Raw genomic sequence first — 17,181 nt, 5'->3', positions numbered from 1 at the left:
GTTTGAGGTTGATATGCAATACATCAAGATCCATTCGCTGGATAACGTTGCCGTAGCGCTGGCGGATCTGACCGAAGGCGCGGAAGTCACCGTGGAAAACCAGACCATCACCCTGCGTCAGGCAATTGTTCGCGGGCATAAATTTGCCGTGTTCCCCATCGCGAAAGGCGAGAATGTGGTGAAGTATGGTCTGCCGATCGGTCATGCGCTGGCGGATATTGCGCCGGGTGAACATATTCATTCCCACAATACCCGCACCAATCTCAGCGATCTGGACGAGTACAGCTATCAACCTGATTTTCAGGCTGAAGAAGGGCAGGGGGAGGATCGCGATGTTCAGATCTACCGCCGCGCCAGCGGAGAAGTCGGGATCCGCAACGAACTGTGGATCCTGCCAACCGTCGGCTGCGTAAATGGGATTGCGCGTCAAATACAGAATCGTTTTCTGAAAGAGACCAACAATGCCGAAGGCACCGACGGCGTGTTCCTGTTCAGCCACACTTACGGCTGCTCGCAGCTGGGCGACGACCACATTAACACCCGCACCATGCTGCAAAACATGGTGCGCCACCCGAATGCGGGTGCGGTGCTGGTGATTGGCCTTGGATGTGAAAACAACCAGGTCGACGCCTTCCGCGAAACGCTGGGGGATTTCGACCCAGAGCGCGTGCACTTTATGGTGTGCCAGCATCAGGACGACGAAGTGGAGGCGGGTCTCGAACAGCTGCATCAGCTGTATGAGGTAATGCGTCACGACACGCGCGAGCCGGGCAAACTGAGCGAGCTGAAGTTCGGTCTGGAGTGCGGCGGTTCCGACGGTCTGTCGGGCATCACCGCCAACCCGATGCTGGGCCGCTTCTCGGATTACATGATCACCAACGGTGGGACCACCGTGCTGACCGAAGTGCCGGAAATGTTCGGCGCGGAACGCATTCTGATGAGCCACTGCCGCGACGAAGCGACGTTTGAAAAAACTGTCACCATGGTGAACGACTTCAAACAGTATTTCATCGCGCACAATCAGCCGATTTACGAAAACCCATCACCGGGCAACAAAGCGGGCGGCATTACCACGCTCGAGGAGAAATCCCTAGGCTGTACGCAAAAAGCCGGTGCCAGCCAGGTTGTGGACGTGCTGCGCTATGGCGAACGCCTGAAAACGCACGGTCTGAATCTGCTCAGCGCGCCGGGGAACGACGCCGTCGCGACCAGTGCGCTTGCGGGCGCGGGCTGTCATATGGTGCTGTTCAGCACCGGACGCGGCACGCCGTACGGCGGTTTTGTGCCAACGGTGAAAATTGCCACCAACAGCGAGCTGGCGGCCAAGAAAAAGCACTGGATCGATTTTGACGCCGGGCAGCTGATTCACGGCAAAGCCATGCCGCAGCTGCTGAATGAGTTCATCGACACCATCGTGGAGTTTGCCAACGGCAAGCAGACCTGCAACGAGCGTAACGATTTCCGCGAGCTGGCGATTTTCAAAAGCGGCGTGACGCTGTAAGTCCATTAGCGTTAGCATAAGAAACGGCGCTTTCACTCTGAGGCGCCGTTTGTTTTTGTCTGAACAGGAAATTTTCATGACCACGTATTGGCTTGCCCAGGGCGTTGGGGTCATCGCCTTTCTGGTGGGAATCACCACCTTCATCAACCGCGACGAGCGGAAATTCAAAAAACAGCTTTCGGTCTACAGCGCCATTATCGGCGTGCATTTCTTTTTAATGGGTGCGTTTCCGGCCGGATCGAGCGCGATGCTCAATGCGGTACGAACGCTCATCACTCTGCGCACGCGCAGCCTGTGGGTTATGGCGATTTTTATCGTCCTGACCGCCGGACTGGGGCTGGCGAAATTCCATCATCCCATCGAGCTGCTGCCGGTGGCCGGCACGCTGGTGAGCACCTGGGCGCTGTTTCGCTGTAAAGGCCTGACCATGCGCTGCGTCATCTGGTGTTCCACCTGCTGTTGGGTGATCCACAATTTCTGGCTGGGCTCGATTGGCGGAACACTGATTGAGGGGAGTTTTCTGCTGATGAACGGCCTGAATATTATCCGCTTCTGGCGGATGCAGCGGCGGGGAATCGATCCGTTTAAAGTGGAAAAAGCGGTGCAGGAAGAGAGCCCCTCCGTCCGCTGACGGAAGGGCGAGGGCGCACTTACTGCGCCTGTTGTTTCTTATCGTTTTGGTGGTTAACCCAGGCGTTAATGATCAGCGTCAGCGCCAGAATACCAAACACTACGCCCAGCGAGACGGCGATCGGGATATGGTAGAAATCGACGATCAGCATCTTGATACCGATAAACACCAGGATGATCGACAGCCCGTATTTCAGCATCGAGAAGCGCTCCGCCACACCGGCCAGCAGGAAGTACATCGCACGCAGACCGAGGATCGCAAACAGGTTAGACGTCAAGACGATGAACGGGTCGGTGGTCACCGCGAAGATAGCCGGAATACTGTCGACCGCGAAGATCACGTCGCTCAGTTCAACCAGAATCAGCACCAGCAGCAGCGGCGTGGCAAACAGCAGGCCGTTCTTACGCACGAAAAAGTGCTCGTTGTCGATGGTGTCGGTCATGCGCAGATGCCCACGGATCCATTTCACCAGCGGCTTCTCGCCAATCCCCGTTTCATCCTCTTTCGCCAGCGCCATTTTCACACCGGTGAAGAGCAGGAACGCGCCGAAGACATACAGCAGCCATTCGAACTGCGTAATCAGCCAGCTACCGGCAAAGATCATCACCGTACGCAGAATAATCGCGCCCAGCACGCCGTAGACCAGCACGCGACGCTGCAACGCAGCAGGCACCGCAAAATAGCTGAACAGCATCAGCCAGACAAAGACGTTATCAACGGCGAGGGCTTTTTCAATCAGATAGCCCGTGAGGAAGGCCAGCGCCTGCGGGTCGGCCACCGCGCGGCCTTCCGTTGATGCCAGATACCACCAGAACGCGGCGCAGAACAGCAGAGAGAGCGTAACCCACACCAGCGACCAGGCCGCGGCCTGTTTCATGGTCATGCCATGTGCGCCGCGACGGCCCTGTAAAAAGAGGTCGATCGCCAGCATGATGACCACCACGACTGCGAAACCGCCCCATAACATTGGAGTGCCGACAGAGTGCATAGAGATTTTTCCTTCCATAAAAACAAAAACGGCCAACGTCAGAAGACGATAGCCGTTGCGTTATTTATGCAGGGACCTCGCCTTCCGGCAAGGTCTCACTTACAACCAAAAAGAACACGTTTCGTGACTCTTTTTCGTTGCCCGGCGACCGGATGCGGTATTGCACGCATCGTAATGACGACCCACCGGCAATGAAGTTACTCCCCTTTGCAGGTAACAAAATATGTCAGGACACGGTTTTCGTCAATGCCCTTAACGATTCTATTACACAGCTTTACGCGAGCGCTGTCGTGCTCACGTCATCCGCAGGGAACACCACGCCGGTTTGACGGCGGATTTCGGTCTGCAGTTTCGCCGTCGTGCGGCTCACGGCAAGCCCTGGGTGGTTCACTTCATTGGTCTCTACCAGACGTGCGAACACCTCTGCCTCATACAGCATAGTGTTAATATGCTGAGGCTGCGTCAGCTCCTGGGCCTTACCGCCACGCGCGATAAAGCTGACTTTCTGACACTCCGAGATCTTCTCAACCACCAGTGCGCCATTTTCGCCCTGAATCTCACTCGGCAGCACAGAATCACTGACTTTGGAGTGCTGGAGCGTGACGCTGAAATCGCCGTAATCCAGCACCACGACGCCATGAGCATCGACACCGCTGTCGAGCAGGCTGGCGGTCGCGATCACGCCGTGCGGCTCGCCCCACAGGGCCACCGCAGAGGCCAGACAGTAAAAGCCAATATCCATAATCGAGCCGTTCGAGAAGGTCGGATTAAAGGTATTAGGGTTTTCGCCGTCGAGATAGCGCTGGTAGCGCGAGGAGTACTGGCAGTAATTGATAAAGGCTTTGCGCACTTTGCCAAGCTTCGGCAATGACTGCTGCAACAGCAGGAAGTTAGGCAGGCTGGCGGTTTTAAACGCTTCGAACAGCACCACCTGGTTTTCCCGCGCCAGTTGAATGGCAGCTTCCACTTCCTGAATATTGGACGCCAGTGGCTTCTCGCAAATCACATGTTTTTTGTGGGCGAGGAACTGCAGTGTTTGTGGGGAGTGAAGCGAATTCGGGCTGGCGATATACACCGCGTCAATGGCATCGCTCTGCGCCATCTCCTCAAGGGAGGTAAACAGATGCTCGACAGGATAATCGTTAGCAAAAGTCTGCGCCTGTTCAAGGCTGCGGGAATAGACGGCGGTGAGTTTGAATTTGCCGGTTTCATGGGCGGCGTCGACGAACTGGCGCGTGATCCAGTTCGTGCCTATAACTGCGAAACGTATCATAAACGTTCACGTACTCCGTAACGGGGAACCTTTTGTCACTTTAGCACGCACACATGACAAAACCAGTGCGTTAACCCTCATTACTCTTTAACGATAAATGCGTAAGCCACAGGCGCGTATCAAACTCCAGCTGGTGGTATTGCGGTTCCATGTGGCAGCACAAGGCGTAGAAGGCTTTGTCGTGCTCTTTTTCTTTCAGATGCGCCAGCTCATGCACCACGATCATCCGCAAAAAAGCCTCCGGGGCATTGCGAAACACGGTGGCGACGCGGATCTCGGCTTTGGCCTTCAGCTTTCCGCCCTGCACGCGGGACACGGCGGTGTGCAAACCCAGCGCGTTTTTCAGCACGTGGATCTTGTTGTCATACATCACTTTATTGATGGGCGGGGCGTTACGCAGAAACTGACTTTTCAGATCCTGGGTGTACTGCCAAAGTGCTTTATCCGTCGCGAAGCTGTGTGTTCCTGGATAACGTTTTTCAAGAACGCTGCCCAGGCGCTGTTCGGCAATTAAGGTGCGGACCTGGGAAAGTAAATTCTCCGGATAGCCCTGGAGATAACTAAGATTGCTCATCAACGCTCCACCTGAATAATAAAAAGGGTATACTCACGCACCCTTTTCAGGGATAACGCCAAATTTTACCACTCAGGAGGGCCGATGAGCCACTTAGACAACGGTTTCCGTTCACTCAATCTTAAACGTTTCCCGGAAACGGACGACGTTAACCCGCTTCAGGCGTGGGAAGCGGCGGATGAATATCTGCTGCAACAGTTGGATGACACTGAAATTGTCGGCCCGGTTCTGATCCTGAATGACACCTTTGGTGCGCTGGGTTGCGCGCTGGCCGAACACACACCTTACAGCATCGGCGATTCCTATTTGAGCGAGCTTGCGACGCGTGAAAACCTGCGTCACAACGAGATTGCGGAATCGAGCGTTAAGTTCCTCGACAGCACGGCAGAGTACCCGCAAGCACCGGGCGTTGTGCTGATCAAGATCCCTAAAACGTTAGCGCTGCTGGAGCAGCAGCTGCGCGCGCTGCGTCATGTGGTGACACCGGAAACGCGGATTATTGCGGGCGCCAAAGCGCGTGATATTCACAACTCGACTCTTGAGCTGTTCGAAAAGGTTCTGGGTCCTACCACCACGACGCTGGCGTGGAAAAAAGCCCGTCTGATTAACTGCACATTCAGCAATCCTGAGCTAAAAGACGCGCCAGAAACCCTGAGCTGGAAGCTGGAAGGAACCAACTGGACCATTCACAACCATGCGAACGTCTTCTCGCGCACGGGGCTGGATATCGGCGCTCGCTTCTTCCTGGAACATCTGCCGGACAATCTGGAAGGCGAAATTGTCGATCTCGGCTGTGGTAACGGCGTTGTCGGCCTGACTCTGCTTGAGAAAAACCCGGAAGCCAGCGTTATCTTCACCGATGAATCGCCAATGGCCGTGGCCTCAAGCCGCCTGAACGTTGAAACCAACATGCCGGAAGCGTTGGATCGCTGCGAGTTTATGATCAACAACGCGCTGTCGGGCGTCGAGCCATTCCGCTTTAACGCGGTGGTGTGCAACCCGCCGTTCCACCAGAAACATGCCCTCACGGATAACGTGGCCTGGGAAATGTTCCACCACGCGCGTCGCTGCCTGAAAATTAACGGTGAACTGTACATCGTGGCGAACCGCCACCTCGACTACTTCCACAAGCTGAAGAAGATCTTCGGTAACTGCTCTACGGTCGCCACCAATAACAAATTTGTGGTGCTGAAAGCCGTGAAACTGGGGCGTCGTCGCTAAGCTGGCCCTGCTGCGACGATTATGCCCGGTAGCGCTATGTTTACCGGGCGTACATGACCTAGATTTCCAGCGCCAGACGGGTTCCCTGCGCAATCGCGCGCCGGGCGTCCAGCTCCATCGCCACATCGCACCCGCCAATCAAATGCACCGTTTTCCCGGCCTCGCGCAGCGGATCGGCCAGATCGCGTTTCGGCTCTTGCCCGGCACATAAAATCACATGATCCACGCGTAGCACCTGCGGTTCACCCGCAAGAGTGATATGCAGCCCTTCATCGTCGATCTTCTGATAACTCACCGCCGGGATCATCTTCACGCCGCGAGAAAGCAGCGTCGCGCGATGGATCCAGCCGGTAGTTTTCCCCAGCCCATCGCCCGGTTTGCTGGCTTTGCGCTGGAGCATCACAATCTGGCGCGGGCTTTTCGGCAGCTGCGGTCCTTCCGGACGCAGGCCACCGGACTGTTTCAGGCTGGTGTCGATACCCCATTCCACGCAAAACTCGGCGATGTTCTGGCTGGTCGCTTCGCCCGGCTGGCTTAAATACATGGCCGTATCAAAGCCGATGCCGCCGCAGCCGATAATTGCCACCCGTTCGCCGACCGGAACTTTGTCGCGCAGCACGTCGAGATAACTCAACACTTTTGGATGATCGACCCCTTCGATCGCGGGTGTGCGTGGGGCGATCCCGCTGGCGAGGATCACTTCGTCATACGCCGCCAGATCCTCCGCGCGGACAAACTGATTAAGCCGCAGATCCACGCCCGTCAGGGCGATCATTCGGCGGTAATAGCGCAGGGTTTCATAAAACTCCTCTTTGCCGGGGATCTGTTTGGCGATATTAAACTGCCCGCCGATCTCCGCCAGCGCGTCAAACAGCGTCACCGAATGGCCGCGCGACGCGGCATTCACTGCGAACGCCAGTCCCGCAGGGCCTGCGCCGACCACGGCCAGTCGTTTGGTTTTCACCGCAGGCACAATCGGCATTTTGGTTTCATGACAGGCGCGCGGATTGACGAGGCATGAGGTGACTTTACCGACGAAGATCTGATCCAGGCATGCCTGGTTACAGCCGATACAGGTATTGATCTCATCCGCGCGGCCGCTTTGCGCTTTGGAAAGCAGCTCGGCATCGGCGAGGAACGGACGCGCCATCGACACCATATCCGCATCGCCTTTTGCCAGCACATCATCTGCAACCTGCGGATCGTTAATACGGTTGGTGGTGACCAGCGGGATCGACACTTTGCCCTTCAGTTTGCGCGTTACCCAGCTAAACGCTGCGCGCGGGACCGGTGTGGCAATCGTAGGGATACGCGCCTCGTGCCAGCCGATGCCGGTGTTGATGATGGTCGCGCCTGCCGCTTCGATGGCCTGCGCCAGCTGGAGGGTCTCCTCGAATGTGCCACCGCCTTCGACCAGATCGAGCATCGACAGGCGGAACACGATAATAAAATCAGCCCCGGCGCGCTCGCGCACGGCGCGTACCACTTCCACGGCAAACCGCATCCGGCGGGGATAATCGCCGCCCCATTCGTCGTCGCGCTGGTTCGTACGGGCGGCCAGAAACTCGTTAATCAGATAGCCTTCGGAGCCCATGATCTCAACGCCATCGTAGCCTGCTTCACGCGCCAGCGCGGCGCAGTGGGCGAAGTCATCGATCAAGGCGAGGATCTCTTCGTGGGTGAGGGCGTGCGGCTTAAAGCGATTAATCGGCGCCTGTATGGCGGAAGGGGCCACCAGATGCGGCTGATAGCTGTAGCGCCCGGTGTGCAGGATCTGCAGGGCGATTTTACCGCCCTCTTTGTGCACCGCATCGGTGACAAGCCGGTGATGGGGCAACTGGCTGGCATCGTTCAACACCGCACCGCCTTCCATGCCAACACCCGAGGGGGCAGGGGCGACACCGCCGGTGACAATCAGCGCCACGCCGTGACGCGCACGTTCGGCGTAAAACGCCGCCAGACGCTCTGCGCCGTCAGGATGCTCCTCCAGACCGGTATGCATAGAGCCCATCAACACGCGGTTTTTGAGCGTAGTAAACCCCAGATCGAGGGGGGCAAAAAGCGACGGATAGCGGCTCATAATCTCTTCCAGTGTAAAATTATTGTTATGTGGTCGGATGAGTTACTAATTTAGCCACTCGCGGGCAAAAGAGGAAAAGAGGCGTGTGATGATTGTGATGGGATTCAAAGATTAGGAGTGCCGTCACTCATTCGGAAGTATTGTAACAACATACAAATGCACATTCAGAATGTGAGATTGGGTACTTTTTTTTTAGAAAAACATGATTAAATGCACTTCATTTAATGGTGATAACTTGTTGTTATTCAAGGAGGAAATCATAATGGAGTATCCATCAAAATTATCAATAGATTGTCCCTGTACTCTGTTTAAAACGATCAACCCATTTAATGATTATTCTGCGGATGATATGCAATGTGGGGATATGAATGAGCAGCAGTTAAGATCACTTGGGTTGCACGATATCTCAGGCCAGGTGGACCCTTATCGGCTAATTTGCTACGACGTTCCGAACGTACCAACGATATTTGGTGGGTACACTACCCCCTCCGATGGAAGAAAAGTGTCTCACGAAGAATGCGTAAATATTTTATTCAATGAAATGACTGAACTTTCAAATGAATTTTCGCGCATAGGAAAATATCAGCATCTAATTAAAGAGATGATCTCTCATTTTAGATATGGTGATGGAAAACCTTTTTATAGCACATCTCTTAATGTTGCGTTCGAAAACCGTGTGAATGACCCAAAACCTAACAGTTCAATATCAATAATAAAGAGCACCATTGAGGATAAATCTGGTGCTGGTTTTTTCTGGAGTGCATATACACCACTCGAGGATAGTATTGCATTAGCACTTCATGATTCAATTTTACCAAAATTCAATAAAGTGCAAGACAACATTAATGGTCTTGGAATAACGGTGCATGATATCCATGCTCAGAAGATAACGCTTCTATTCATTGAAAAATATGCAATAGGATGGGAGGCTGAAATCCTCTTTGAGGCACAGGACCACTTTGGTCTTGATTGTATTGATATTAAAAGTGAATTTTATAGCCAGTTCCGTTTTTTTCGCATCTGGTTCTTTCTTCAACGGCACAAAGACTTCGCCTTTCGACCTTTCTTTACGAATTTTTCTGCGTTTGCAAGAATTGGAAGTTATCAATGAAAAACAAAAAAAAGCGATTAATTGGCATTTTTGTTATTATTGCAATGTGTAATCTTTGGTCGCTTCGACCAGTTAAAATATTACATGTTTATTCTGACTTCAATTCTTCGGTCTTCGTTGTAGTCGATCATTTACCATGGGCTGACAGTGATAAAATTGGTTGGTTTTTATCACGAAGGGAAAAATTAATGAATGATTATCCCTTAATCGATGGTATTCCTCATTCTTATTATATTATGGATGTAGGTGAAGGGTTTACAAATTATAAAGAAAACCCGAAGGAAGATCTGTTGTGTTTTTCAATGGGAAAGAAGGAGCATAATTGTATTATTAAAAATAATCCGATGGTTATGAGTGAACGGCCCTATGAAAATATTAATTTTCAGATATCTTCTGAATGGGCAGTTTATAATTATGAATTAACTCACGAAGGCAAAATTGAATATAGCCATAGAGAGAGGTAGGCCGGATAAGCGCATCGCCATCCGGCCCGTTTTTATGGTGCAACAGCCCGCACAAGCCCCGGGGCCTGCCACATCGACGTGGTCAGCCCGCTGTCGACCAACCCTAGCTGGTCGGCGTACACCGCCTGCCATTTCTGCATCATGCCGTCGTACAGTTCGCGGTGTTCTGGGTTGGGGGTAAATTCCCGGCTCCAGCGCACCAGTTTTTCCCCCGTCGATGCCATATCGGCATACAACCCGGCACCGGTGCCTGCTGCAATGGCGCAGCCCAGCGCGGTCGCCTCTTTGACTTCCGGCACGCGCACCGGCAGTCCGGTGACGTCGCTTAAAATCTGGCTCCAGAGCGCGCCTTTTGCGCCGCCGCCTGCAAACACCAGGCTCTCAAACTTTACCCCGGAAAAGTGCGAAATCTGCGCCAGATTACAGGCGGAGACAATCGCCGCATTCTCTTCCAGCGCGCGGAACAGCGTGGCTTTATTGCATTTTTCCGGATCGATGGAGAGATTAATAAACGACGGTGCGGCGTGGTACCACTGCTTAAAATGCATCGCATCGGAAAAGATCGGCATCACGCCGTGCGATCCCGCCGGAACACGGGCTGCCATCTCTTCAAGCAGGGCGTAAGTGTCCATCCCCATCCGCTCGGCAATGAGTTTCTCTTCAGCGCAAAACGCGTCGCGGAACCAGCGCATCGTCAGCCCGGTGAAGAAGCTAATGGATTCCGCCTGCACCATACCGGGTATCACGTGCGGATTAACGCGAATATTCATCTCCGGATCGGTACGCACCTGCGGCAAATTCACCACCTGCTGCCAGAACGTTCCGCCCAGCACCGCGGTTTGCCCGGCGCGGACCACGCCCAGCCCCAGACAGCCCAGTTGCACGTCGCCACCGCCCATTACCACCGGCGTGCCTTCGCGCAGCCCACTCTGTTGCGCCGCTTCGCGGGTCACCGCTCCCAGCACCGTGCCCGTCTCTTTGACAGGGGAGAGAATATCGGCCCGCAGCCCGGCCATATCCAGCAGAGCAGGGCGCCAGTCGCGGCTGAAGAGATCGAGCATCCCGGTAGTGCCTGCATTGGAAGGATCCACCGCCAGCTCGCCCGAAAGCTTCGCCGCCAGCCAGTCGCTGATCATGGTGATGGTCGCCGCCTTGCGATAGATATCCGGACGATGGTGCGCCAGCCACAGCAGACGCGGCATGGCGCTCAGGGCCAGCGTCTGGCCGGAGACGTCATACACTTCGGATTCAAAACGGTAGTCATGGATCTCTTTGAGTTCAGCCACTTCCCGGCTGGCGCGGGCATCGACGTTAGCGCAGGCCCAGATGGCATCGCCGTTGCGGTCGTAAAGCACGATCCCCTCGCGCATCGAACAGCAGGCGACGGACTGGATATCCGCTGCGCTCAGGTGCGCGCGCTCCAGCGCCTGATGAATGCACTGGCAGGCCAGCCGCCAGTTGGTGTCGAGATCGAACTCCATCGAGCCTGGCACGTTCTCCACGCTCAGGTGTTTCCACTCCGCCTGGCCGACGGCGACCTGGTTGCCCTGCAAATCAAATACAACGGCGCGAACGCTTCCCGTCCCTGCATCTAACGCTAAAAGGTAACTCATGAGCTTGCCTCGTGTTGGCACGGGGCACGTGGCTTATTTCGCCAGGGCAAGCACCGCGCGGGCTGTCGTCTCTTCCGTCACCAGGCCATTAATAAGGCGACCTTTCAGTGCGGCGTAAATCGCATCTGCTTTCTCTTCCCCTCCGGCCACGCCGACGATGGTTGGCAACTGCGCCAGTTCATCGAGCGTGACGCCGAGCAATTCCTGATGAATCTCCAGGTCGGGCACCCGTTCGCCTGCGGCATTGAGGAAATAGCCGAGGATGTCGCCGACCGCGCCTTTGCGCGCATACATGAGCTGCTCGCCTTCGCTGATATAGCCCGAGCGCAAAATGGTGGCGTCACGGCGCTGATTCACGGAGCCAATACCCACCACGGCGGCGTCGGCGGCGGTGGCGGCGAGGATCACGTCCCGCACGCTGGCTTCGCGTTTTAAAATGCCGGCAACGTCTGCCGATGAAACCCGCAGCGGGGCCGGGATCATGCTGATGCTACAGGCCGCATCCAGCTGACCGATGCCGGTCATATAAGGGCCCACGCCGCCGGAAAGCGTCACCAGCCGCACCTGCTGTGAGCTAATAAAGCCGCTTAAGTGCTGAATGCAGCTCATGGTTGCTTCACCAAATCCCACCGCCAGCAGCTGTCCCGGTTCCAGTAACCCCATCAGCGACTGCGCTGCGCCAATCCCCAGCCGCACGTTCATCGGCGCAGTATTCAGAGCTGGCACCACGCGAACCATTTTCAGGTTAAAGCGCTGCTGCAGCTCAGTCTCCAGCGCCAGACACCCCTCATAGCGGGAATTTATCTGTACGCGGATCACCCCGGACTGACGCCCTTTTTCCAGTAAACGGGAGATCTTCAGGCGCGGCAGCCCTAAGCGCTCGCCAATATCGTTCTGCGTCAGGCCGTCGTGGTAGTAACACCACGCCACCCTGGCGACCAGTTCTTCCTCTGCCAGCGCCAGTCCGGCAAATCGACTCTCTTCGGCAGTGCGTTTATCGCCCATATTTGAACTCTTATAAAAATTTAGATCATATGTTCGCTCAGACGCGGGCAGAAAGTGTGAGCCACGCGGCAAAACGGATCTTTAAAGAAACAACGCAGAGTTATCAGGATCTGAATCGATAAAACTGTGATCCCTGCACGGTTGTAAATATAGTTCACCGTCTACGCTTTTGAACATTATTAAATCAAAAAATCATTTGTTCAATAGCGGAGCGATGATGACAGTCCTGATCGAAGCGCGTGATATCCACAAGCAGTTCTCCGGCGTACTGGTGCTGAAAGGCATTGATTTCACGCTGCTATCCGGTCAGGTCCATGCTCTGATGGGCGGCAACGGCGCGGGAAAATCGACGCTGATGAAAATAATCGCCGGGGTGGAAACGCCCGACTGCGGTGAACTTTATGTTGAAGGCAAGCCATTTGCGCGCCTCAAGCCCGGCCAGGCACACCAGCTGGGGATCTACCTGGTGCCGCAGGAGCCGATGCTGTTTCCCAATCTCACCGTGCGCGAAAACATCCTCTTTCGTCTGCCGCGCGGAACGCAACACGAAAAACGCCTCGCCGACAAACTCCAGCAGCTGCAGTGTCAGCTGAATCTCGACGCCGCTGCCAGCACCCTCGAAGTGGCAGATCAGCAGATGGTGGAGATCCTGCGCGGATTAATGCGCGAGGCGAAGATCCTGATCCTCGATGAACCGACCGCTTCACTCACGCCGGGGGAGACGGAACGCCTGTTCCGCCAGATCCGCGCATTACAGGATCTCGGGGTCGGCATCGTGTTTATCTCTCATAAATTGCCGGAGATCCGCCAGCTCGCCAGCCACATCTCGGTGATGCGTGACGGGGCGGTAGTGTTGAGCGGCGAAACCTCGGCCTATGACGACAGCGCCTTAATCGCCGCCATGACGCCGGTCAGCCGCGAGCACGCCTTAAGCGACACGCAAAAACTGTGGCTGGCGCTGCCGGGCAATCGCCGCACGCAGGCGCAGGATTTCCCGGTGCTGCGGGTGGAAGATCTGACGGGCGAAGGCTTTATCGATCTCAATGTCGAGATCTACGCCGGGGAGATCGTCGGCCTCGCCGGGCTGGTGGGATCCGGGCGCACCGAGTTCGCGGAGACGCTCTACGGGCTGCGACCCGCACGCGGCGGGCGGATCTGGCTTGAGAACCAGGAGATCGGCGGCGATTCCGTCCTGTCGCGTCTCGCCAAAGGGCTGGTCTATCTCCCGGAGGACAGGCAGGTTTCCGGATTGTTTCTCGATGCGCCGATCCGCTGGAACACCGTGGCGCTGAACGAGCCGTCTCTCTGGCAGCAGCGCAAGCGGGAAGCGGCGGTGGTGGAGCGTTACCACCGGGCGCTTGGGATCAAGCTCAACCACCCGGATCAAACCGTGCGCACGCTCTCCGGTGGCAATCAGCAGAAGGTGCTGCTGGCCCGCTGTCTGGAAGCCAATCCGCTGCTGCTGATCGTGGATGAGCCGACGCGCGGCGTCGATGTTTCGGCGCGTGCGGACATTTATCAGCTGATCAAAAGCGTGGCGGCGCAGAACGTGGCGGTGCTGATGATCTCCAGCGATCTCGATGAATTTCCGGGTCTCGCCGACCGCGTGCTGGTGATGCATCAGGGCGTGCTCAGCGGTGAACTGCCGCGCCACGCCGTCAGCCTCGATCGGATGATGGCGCTGGCCTTTGGAGGACAATCATGAAGACGTTACTGAAGAACCGCGAGCTGAGCGCCTTTCTCGCCATTCTGGCGCTGTTCGGCGTACTGGTGGCGCTCAATCCGGCGTATTTGAGCTTTCAGACGCTGGGGATGATTTTCGCCAGTTCGCAAATCCTGATCCTGCTGGCCCTCGGCGCGACGCTGGTGATGCTGACGCGCAACATTGATGTGTCGGTTGGCTCGACGGTCGGGCTGTGTGCGATTGCCGTCGGCGTGGCGCTCAACAACGGCTACAGCCTGCCGGTGTCGATGCTTTTTGCGGTCGCCATTGGCGCGCTGGCCGGGGCCTTTAACGGCCTGCTGGTGGTTGGGCTGCGTATTCCGGCGATTGTCGCCACTCTCGGCACGCTGGGGCTATATCGCGGGACGATGCTGCTGTGGACCGGCGGGAAGTGGATCGAAGGATTACCGTCGAGCCTGAAAGCCCTGTCGGAACCCGTCGCCGTCGGTGTTTCGCCGCTGGGTATGGTGGTGCTGTTTCTGGCGCTGATTGGCGCGTGGACGTTGTCGCGCACCGCGTCAGGCCGTGATTTTTATGCCGTGGGCGATAACCTGGCCGCTGCGCGTCAGCTCGGCGTGGCGGTGAACCGCACCCGGATGATCGCGTTTACCCTCAACGGCGTGCTGGCCGCCTGCGCCGGGATCGTCTTTGCGTCGCAGATCGGTTTTGTACCGAACCAGACCGGCAGCGGGCTGGAGATGAAAGCCATCGCCGCCTGCGTGCTGGGCGGAATCTCCCTTCTCGGCGGAACCGGGACCCTGATTGGCGCGTTTCTCGGCGCCTTCTTCCTCACGCAAATCGACACCGTGCTGGTGCTGTTCAAGCTCCCGGCCTGGTGGAATGACTTTATCGCCGGGCTGGTCTTGCTCGGTGTGCTGGTCCTCGACGGGCGCCTGCGTCAGGCGCTGGCGCGTCATCAGCGCGCGCTGAAGTACAGCCGTTTCCAGCCCGGCAACAAAGGGGGAAAGCACGTCACCCCGTTTCCGAAACGCAAAAAAGAGGTGGCGTAAATGAAGCTTAACTGGGAAAGCGCGCTGCTGATTTTACTGGTGCTGGAGATCCTGCTGTTCGGGGCCATCAACCCACGGATGCTGGATATCAACATGCTGCTGTTCAGCACCAGCGATTTCATCTGCATCGGTATTGTGGCGCTGCCGCTGACGCTGGTGATCATCAGCGGCGGGATTGATATTTCGCTCGGATCGACCATTGGCCTGTGCGCGATTGCGCTGGGCGTGATGATGCAGGCCGGCTGGCCCATGACGCTGGCGATACCGCTCACGCTGGTACTCGGCCTGCTGTGTGGCCTGTTTAACGCGGCGCTGATCCACTACACCGGCATCAGCCCGCTGGTGATTACCCTCGGTACGCTCTACCTCTACGGCGGCGGGGCGCTGCTGCTCTCCGGCATGGCAGGCGCGACCGGCTACGAAGGCATCGGCGGCTTCCCGGACAGCTTTACCGCCTTCGCCAATCTGACGCTGTTCGGCCTGCCGATTCCGCTGGTGTTGTTCGCGGTGATTTCCTTCTTCTTCTGGCTGATCACCCATCGCGGGCGCTTTGGTCGGCACCTGTTTTTGATTGGGCAAAACCCGCGTGCGGCGCGCTACGCCGCCCTGTCGGTGAACGGGATGCCGTATGCGTTGTACGGGCTGGTGGGCGTGGCGTCGGCGATCGCCGCGCTGGTGATGGTCTCCTATTTCGGCTCGGCGCGCTCCGATCTGGGGCGCGATCTGCTGATGCCCGCGCTCACGGCGGCGGTGCTCGGCGGGGCGAATATTTATGGCGGTTCAGGTTCGGTTGTGGGTACAGCGCTGGCGGCATTGCTGGTGGGGTATCTGCAACAGGGTTTACAGATGGTCGGCATCCCCAACCAGGTGTCGAGCGCGCTGTCAGGGGCGCTGTTGGTTGTGGTGGTGATGGGACGTTCGCTGAGTCTGCACCGTGAATGGCTGCGCACTCTTCTCACAAAACATACCCGGAGCGTAAGATGAAAACAAAACTGATAGTCCTGGCGATGGCGTTAAGCTTTGCCTCGGCGCAGGCCGCCGAACGGATTGCGTTCATTCCTAAACTGGTGGGCGTCGGCTTCTTTACCAGCGGCGGGAACGGCGCAAAAGAGGCGGGTAAAGATTTGGGCGTGGACGTTACCTACGATGGCCCGACCGAACCGAGCGTCTCCGGCCAGGTGCAGCTCATCAACAACTTCGTTAACCAGGGCTTCAACGCCATTATCGTCTCCGCCGTATCGCCGGACGGACTCTGCCCGGCGCTCAAACGCGCGATGCAGCGCGGCGTGAAAGTGCTGACCTGGGATTCCGACACTAAACCCGAATGCCGCAGCATCTATATCAATCAGGGTACGCCGGAGCAGCTCGGCAGCCTGCTGGTGGATATGGCCGGAAAACAGGTCACGAAACCGGACGCCAAAGTCGCGTTCTTCTACTCCAGCCCAACCGTGACGGACCAGAACCAGTGGGTGAAAGAGGCGAAAGCCAAAATCGAGAAAGACCACCCGCAGTGGCAAATCGTCACCACCCAGTTTGGCTATAACGACGCGACCAAATCCCTGCAAACCGCCGAGGGGATCTTAAAAGCCTACCCGGATCTGGATGCGATCATCGCGCCGGACGCTAACGCGCTGCCAGCGGCGGCGCAGGCGGCGGAGAATCTCAAGCGCGAAGGGGTGGCGATTGTCGGTTTTAGTACGCCGAACGTGATGCGTCCGTACGTCGAGCGCGGCACGGTAAAAGCCTTCGGCCTGTGGGATGTGGTCCAGCAGGGCAAAATTGCGGTCAATGTCGCCGATCATTTGCTGAAAAAAGGCGATCTTAACGTGGGCGACAGCGTGGATGTGAAAGGCATCGGCGTGCTGAAAGTCGAGCCTAACAGCGTGCAGGGTTATCAGTATGAGGCGAAGGGGAATGGCATCGTGCTGCTGCCGGAGCGCGTGGTGTTCACCAAAGAGAACATTGATAAATACGACTTCTGACGGGG

The 17,181-nt window shown here is 56.5% G+C and carries 15 protein-coding genes; 9 read left to right on the top strand and 6 right to left on the bottom strand.

Annotation, left to right across the window (positions count from 1 at the left end):
- Positions 1-13: 13 nt before the first annotated feature.
- Both C0560_RS17900 and C0560_RS17895 read left to right on the top strand, forming a co-directional pair.
- A complete protein-coding gene (locus tag C0560_RS17900) occupies positions 14-1,501 on the top strand; it encodes a UxaA family hydrolase (RefSeq protein ID WP_100778815.1) in 1,488 nt (495 codons plus the stop codon).
- 76 nt (positions 1,502-1,577) lie between these two features.
- Positions 1,578-2,132 (top strand): YgjV family protein, encoded by a 555-nt coding sequence (locus C0560_RS17895; protein WP_102104842.1) that lies wholly within the window; start codon positions 1,578-1,580, stop codon positions 2,130-2,132.
- Between the two features lie 19 nt (positions 2,133-2,151).
- Here C0560_RS17895 and C0560_RS17890 read toward each other — a convergent pair whose 3' ends face one another.
- The 3 genes from C0560_RS17890 to C0560_RS17880 all read right to left on the bottom strand — a co-directional run bounded on the left by C0560_RS17890 (position 2,152) and on the right by C0560_RS17880 (position 4,967).
- On the bottom strand, positions 2,152-3,120 hold the full coding sequence (locus C0560_RS17890; protein ID WP_100778817.1) for a TerC family protein: 969 nt from the start codon (positions 3,118-3,120) through the stop codon (positions 2,152-2,154).
- A 274-nt stretch (positions 3,121-3,394) separates the two neighbouring features.
- The gene (locus C0560_RS17885; RefSeq protein ID WP_123428293.1) at positions 3,395-4,393 is read right to left on the bottom strand and encodes a Gfo/Idh/MocA family protein; all 999 of its coding nucleotides are present in this window, start codon (positions 4,391-4,393) and stop codon (positions 3,395-3,397) included.
- Between the two features lie 70 nt (positions 4,394-4,463).
- Positions 4,464-4,967: a M48 family metallopeptidase gene (locus C0560_RS17880; RefSeq protein WP_107702789.1), complete on the bottom strand. Its 504-nt coding sequence runs from the start codon at positions 4,965-4,967 to the stop codon at positions 4,464-4,466.
- Positions 4,968-5,051: 84 nt separating this feature from the next.
- Here C0560_RS17880 and rlmG point away from each other — a divergent pair, with 84 nt between their 5' ends.
- Positions 5,052-6,188, top strand: coding sequence for a 23S rRNA (guanine(1835)-N(2))-methyltransferase RlmG (gene rlmG, locus C0560_RS17875; protein WP_107702790.1), 1,137 nt, complete (start codon positions 5,052-5,054; stop codon positions 6,186-6,188).
- Positions 6,189-6,246: 58 nt separating this feature from the next.
- On the opposite strand, the gene C0560_RS17870 is transcribed toward rlmG, so the two are convergent.
- Positions 6,247-8,268: an NADPH-dependent 2,4-dienoyl-CoA reductase gene (locus C0560_RS17870; protein ID WP_248859208.1), complete on the bottom strand. Its 2,022-nt coding sequence runs from the start codon at positions 8,266-8,268 to the stop codon at positions 6,247-6,249.
- A gap of 262 nt (positions 8,269-8,530) precedes the next feature.
- On the opposite strand from C0560_RS17870, the gene C0560_RS17865 reads away from it, so the two are divergent.
- Entirely contained in the window at positions 8,531-9,379 is an 849-nt protein-coding gene (locus C0560_RS17865) for a YPO3983 family protein (RefSeq protein ID WP_248859207.1), read from the top strand.
- On the top strand, positions 9,376-9,843 hold the full coding sequence (locus C0560_RS17860) for a DUF943 family protein (RefSeq protein ID WP_248859205.1): 468 nt from the start codon (positions 9,376-9,378) through the stop codon (positions 9,841-9,843). The genes C0560_RS17865 and C0560_RS17860 overlap by 4 nt, the downstream gene beginning before the upstream one ends.
- A gap of 32 nt (positions 9,844-9,875) precedes the next feature.
- On the opposite strand, the gene lsrK is transcribed toward C0560_RS17860, so the two are convergent.
- Together lsrK and lsrR are read right to left on the bottom strand one after the other, a co-directional pair.
- Complete coding sequence (gene lsrK, locus C0560_RS17855; RefSeq protein WP_248859203.1) at positions 9,876-11,456, bottom strand: autoinducer-2 kinase; 1,581 nt, start codon at positions 11,454-11,456, stop codon at positions 9,876-9,878.
- 33 nt (positions 11,457-11,489) lie between these two features.
- Positions 11,490-12,461, bottom strand: a complete 972-nt coding sequence (lsrR, locus tag C0560_RS17850; protein WP_100778825.1) for a transcriptional regulator LsrR — start codon at positions 12,459-12,461, stop codon at positions 11,490-11,492.
- Positions 12,462-12,678: 217 nt separating this feature from the next.
- Here lsrR and lsrA point away from each other — a divergent pair, with 217 nt between their 5' ends.
- Genes lsrA through lsrB form a run of 4 tightly spaced genes read left to right on the top strand, consistent with a single transcriptional unit; the run spans position 12,679 to position 17,176 of the window.
- Complete coding sequence (gene lsrA, locus C0560_RS17845) at positions 12,679-14,166, top strand: autoinducer 2 ABC transporter ATP-binding protein LsrA (RefSeq protein WP_248860303.1); 1,488 nt, start codon at positions 12,679-12,681, stop codon at positions 14,164-14,166.
- Positions 14,163-15,194, top strand: coding sequence for an autoinducer 2 ABC transporter permease LsrC (gene lsrC, locus C0560_RS17840; protein WP_248859201.1), 1,032 nt, complete (start codon positions 14,163-14,165; stop codon positions 15,192-15,194). The genes lsrA and lsrC overlap by 4 nt, the downstream gene beginning before the upstream one ends.
- Complete coding sequence (gene lsrD, locus C0560_RS17835) at positions 15,195-16,178, top strand: autoinducer 2 ABC transporter permease LsrD (protein ID WP_123428304.1); 984 nt, start codon at positions 15,195-15,197, stop codon at positions 16,176-16,178. It abuts the gene before it with no gap.
- Positions 16,175-17,176: an autoinducer 2 ABC transporter substrate-binding protein LsrB gene (lsrB, locus tag C0560_RS17830; protein ID WP_100778829.1), complete on the top strand. Its 1,002-nt coding sequence runs from the start codon at positions 16,175-16,177 to the stop codon at positions 17,174-17,176. The genes lsrD and lsrB overlap by 4 nt, the downstream gene beginning before the upstream one ends.
- Positions 17,177-17,181 lie beyond the last annotated feature (5 nt).

It is taken from the genome of Lelliottia sp. AC1 (assembly GCF_023278595.1).
GTDB classification, from domain to species: domain Bacteria; phylum Pseudomonadota; class Gammaproteobacteria; order Enterobacterales; family Enterobacteriaceae; genus Enterobacter; species Enterobacter nimipressuralis.
Note: the sequence above shows the minus strand (reverse complement) of the source record. Positions and strands in the feature narration are given on the sequence as shown.

Bases quoted from the DNA above. Each gene is read 5' to 3' on its own strand.
- lsrR (WP_100778825.1), bottom strand. From the start codon at position 12,461: ATGGGCGATAAACGCACTGCCGAAGAGAGTCGATTTGCCGGACTGGCG.
- C0560_RS17865 (WP_248859207.1), top strand. From the start codon at position 8,531: ATGGAGTATCCATCAAAATTATCAATAGATTGTCCCTGTACTCTGTTT.
- C0560_RS17870 (WP_248859208.1), bottom strand. From the start codon at position 8,268: ATGAGCCGCTATCCGTCGCTTTTTGCCCCCCTCGATCTGGGGTTTACT.
- C0560_RS17860 (WP_248859205.1), top strand. From the start codon at position 9,376: ATGAAAAACAAAAAAAAGCGATTAATTGGCATTTTTGTTATTATTGCA.
- lsrC (WP_248859201.1), top strand. From the start codon at position 14,163: ATGAAGACGTTACTGAAGAACCGCGAGCTGAGCGCCTTTCTCGCCATT.
- C0560_RS17885 (WP_123428293.1), bottom strand. From the start codon at position 4,393: ATGATACGTTTCGCAGTTATAGGCACGAACTGGATCACGCGCCAGTTC.
- lsrB (WP_100778829.1), top strand. From the start codon at position 16,175: ATGAAAACAAAACTGATAGTCCTGGCGATGGCGTTAAGCTTTGCCTCG.
- C0560_RS17880 (WP_107702789.1), bottom strand. From the start codon at position 4,967: ATGAGCAATCTTAGTTATCTCCAGGGCTATCCGGAGAATTTACTTTCC.
- C0560_RS17900 (WP_100778815.1), top strand. From the start codon at position 14: ATGCAATACATCAAGATCCATTCGCTGGATAACGTTGCCGTAGCGCTG.
- lsrA (WP_248860303.1), top strand. From the start codon at position 12,679: ATGACAGTCCTGATCGAAGCGCGTGATATCCACAAGCAGTTCTCCGGC.
- lsrK (WP_248859203.1), bottom strand. From the start codon at position 11,456: ATGAGTTACCTTTTAGCGTTAGATGCAGGGACGGGAAGCGTTCGCGCC.
- C0560_RS17895 (WP_102104842.1), top strand. From the start codon at position 1,578: ATGACCACGTATTGGCTTGCCCAGGGCGTTGGGGTCATCGCCTTTCTG.
- C0560_RS17890 (WP_100778817.1), bottom strand. From the start codon at position 3,120: ATGCACTCTGTCGGCACTCCAATGTTATGGGGCGGTTTCGCAGTCGTG.
- lsrD (WP_123428304.1), top strand. From the start codon at position 15,195: ATGAAGCTTAACTGGGAAAGCGCGCTGCTGATTTTACTGGTGCTGGAG.
- rlmG (WP_107702790.1), top strand. From the start codon at position 5,052: ATGAGCCACTTAGACAACGGTTTCCGTTCACTCAATCTTAAACGTTTC.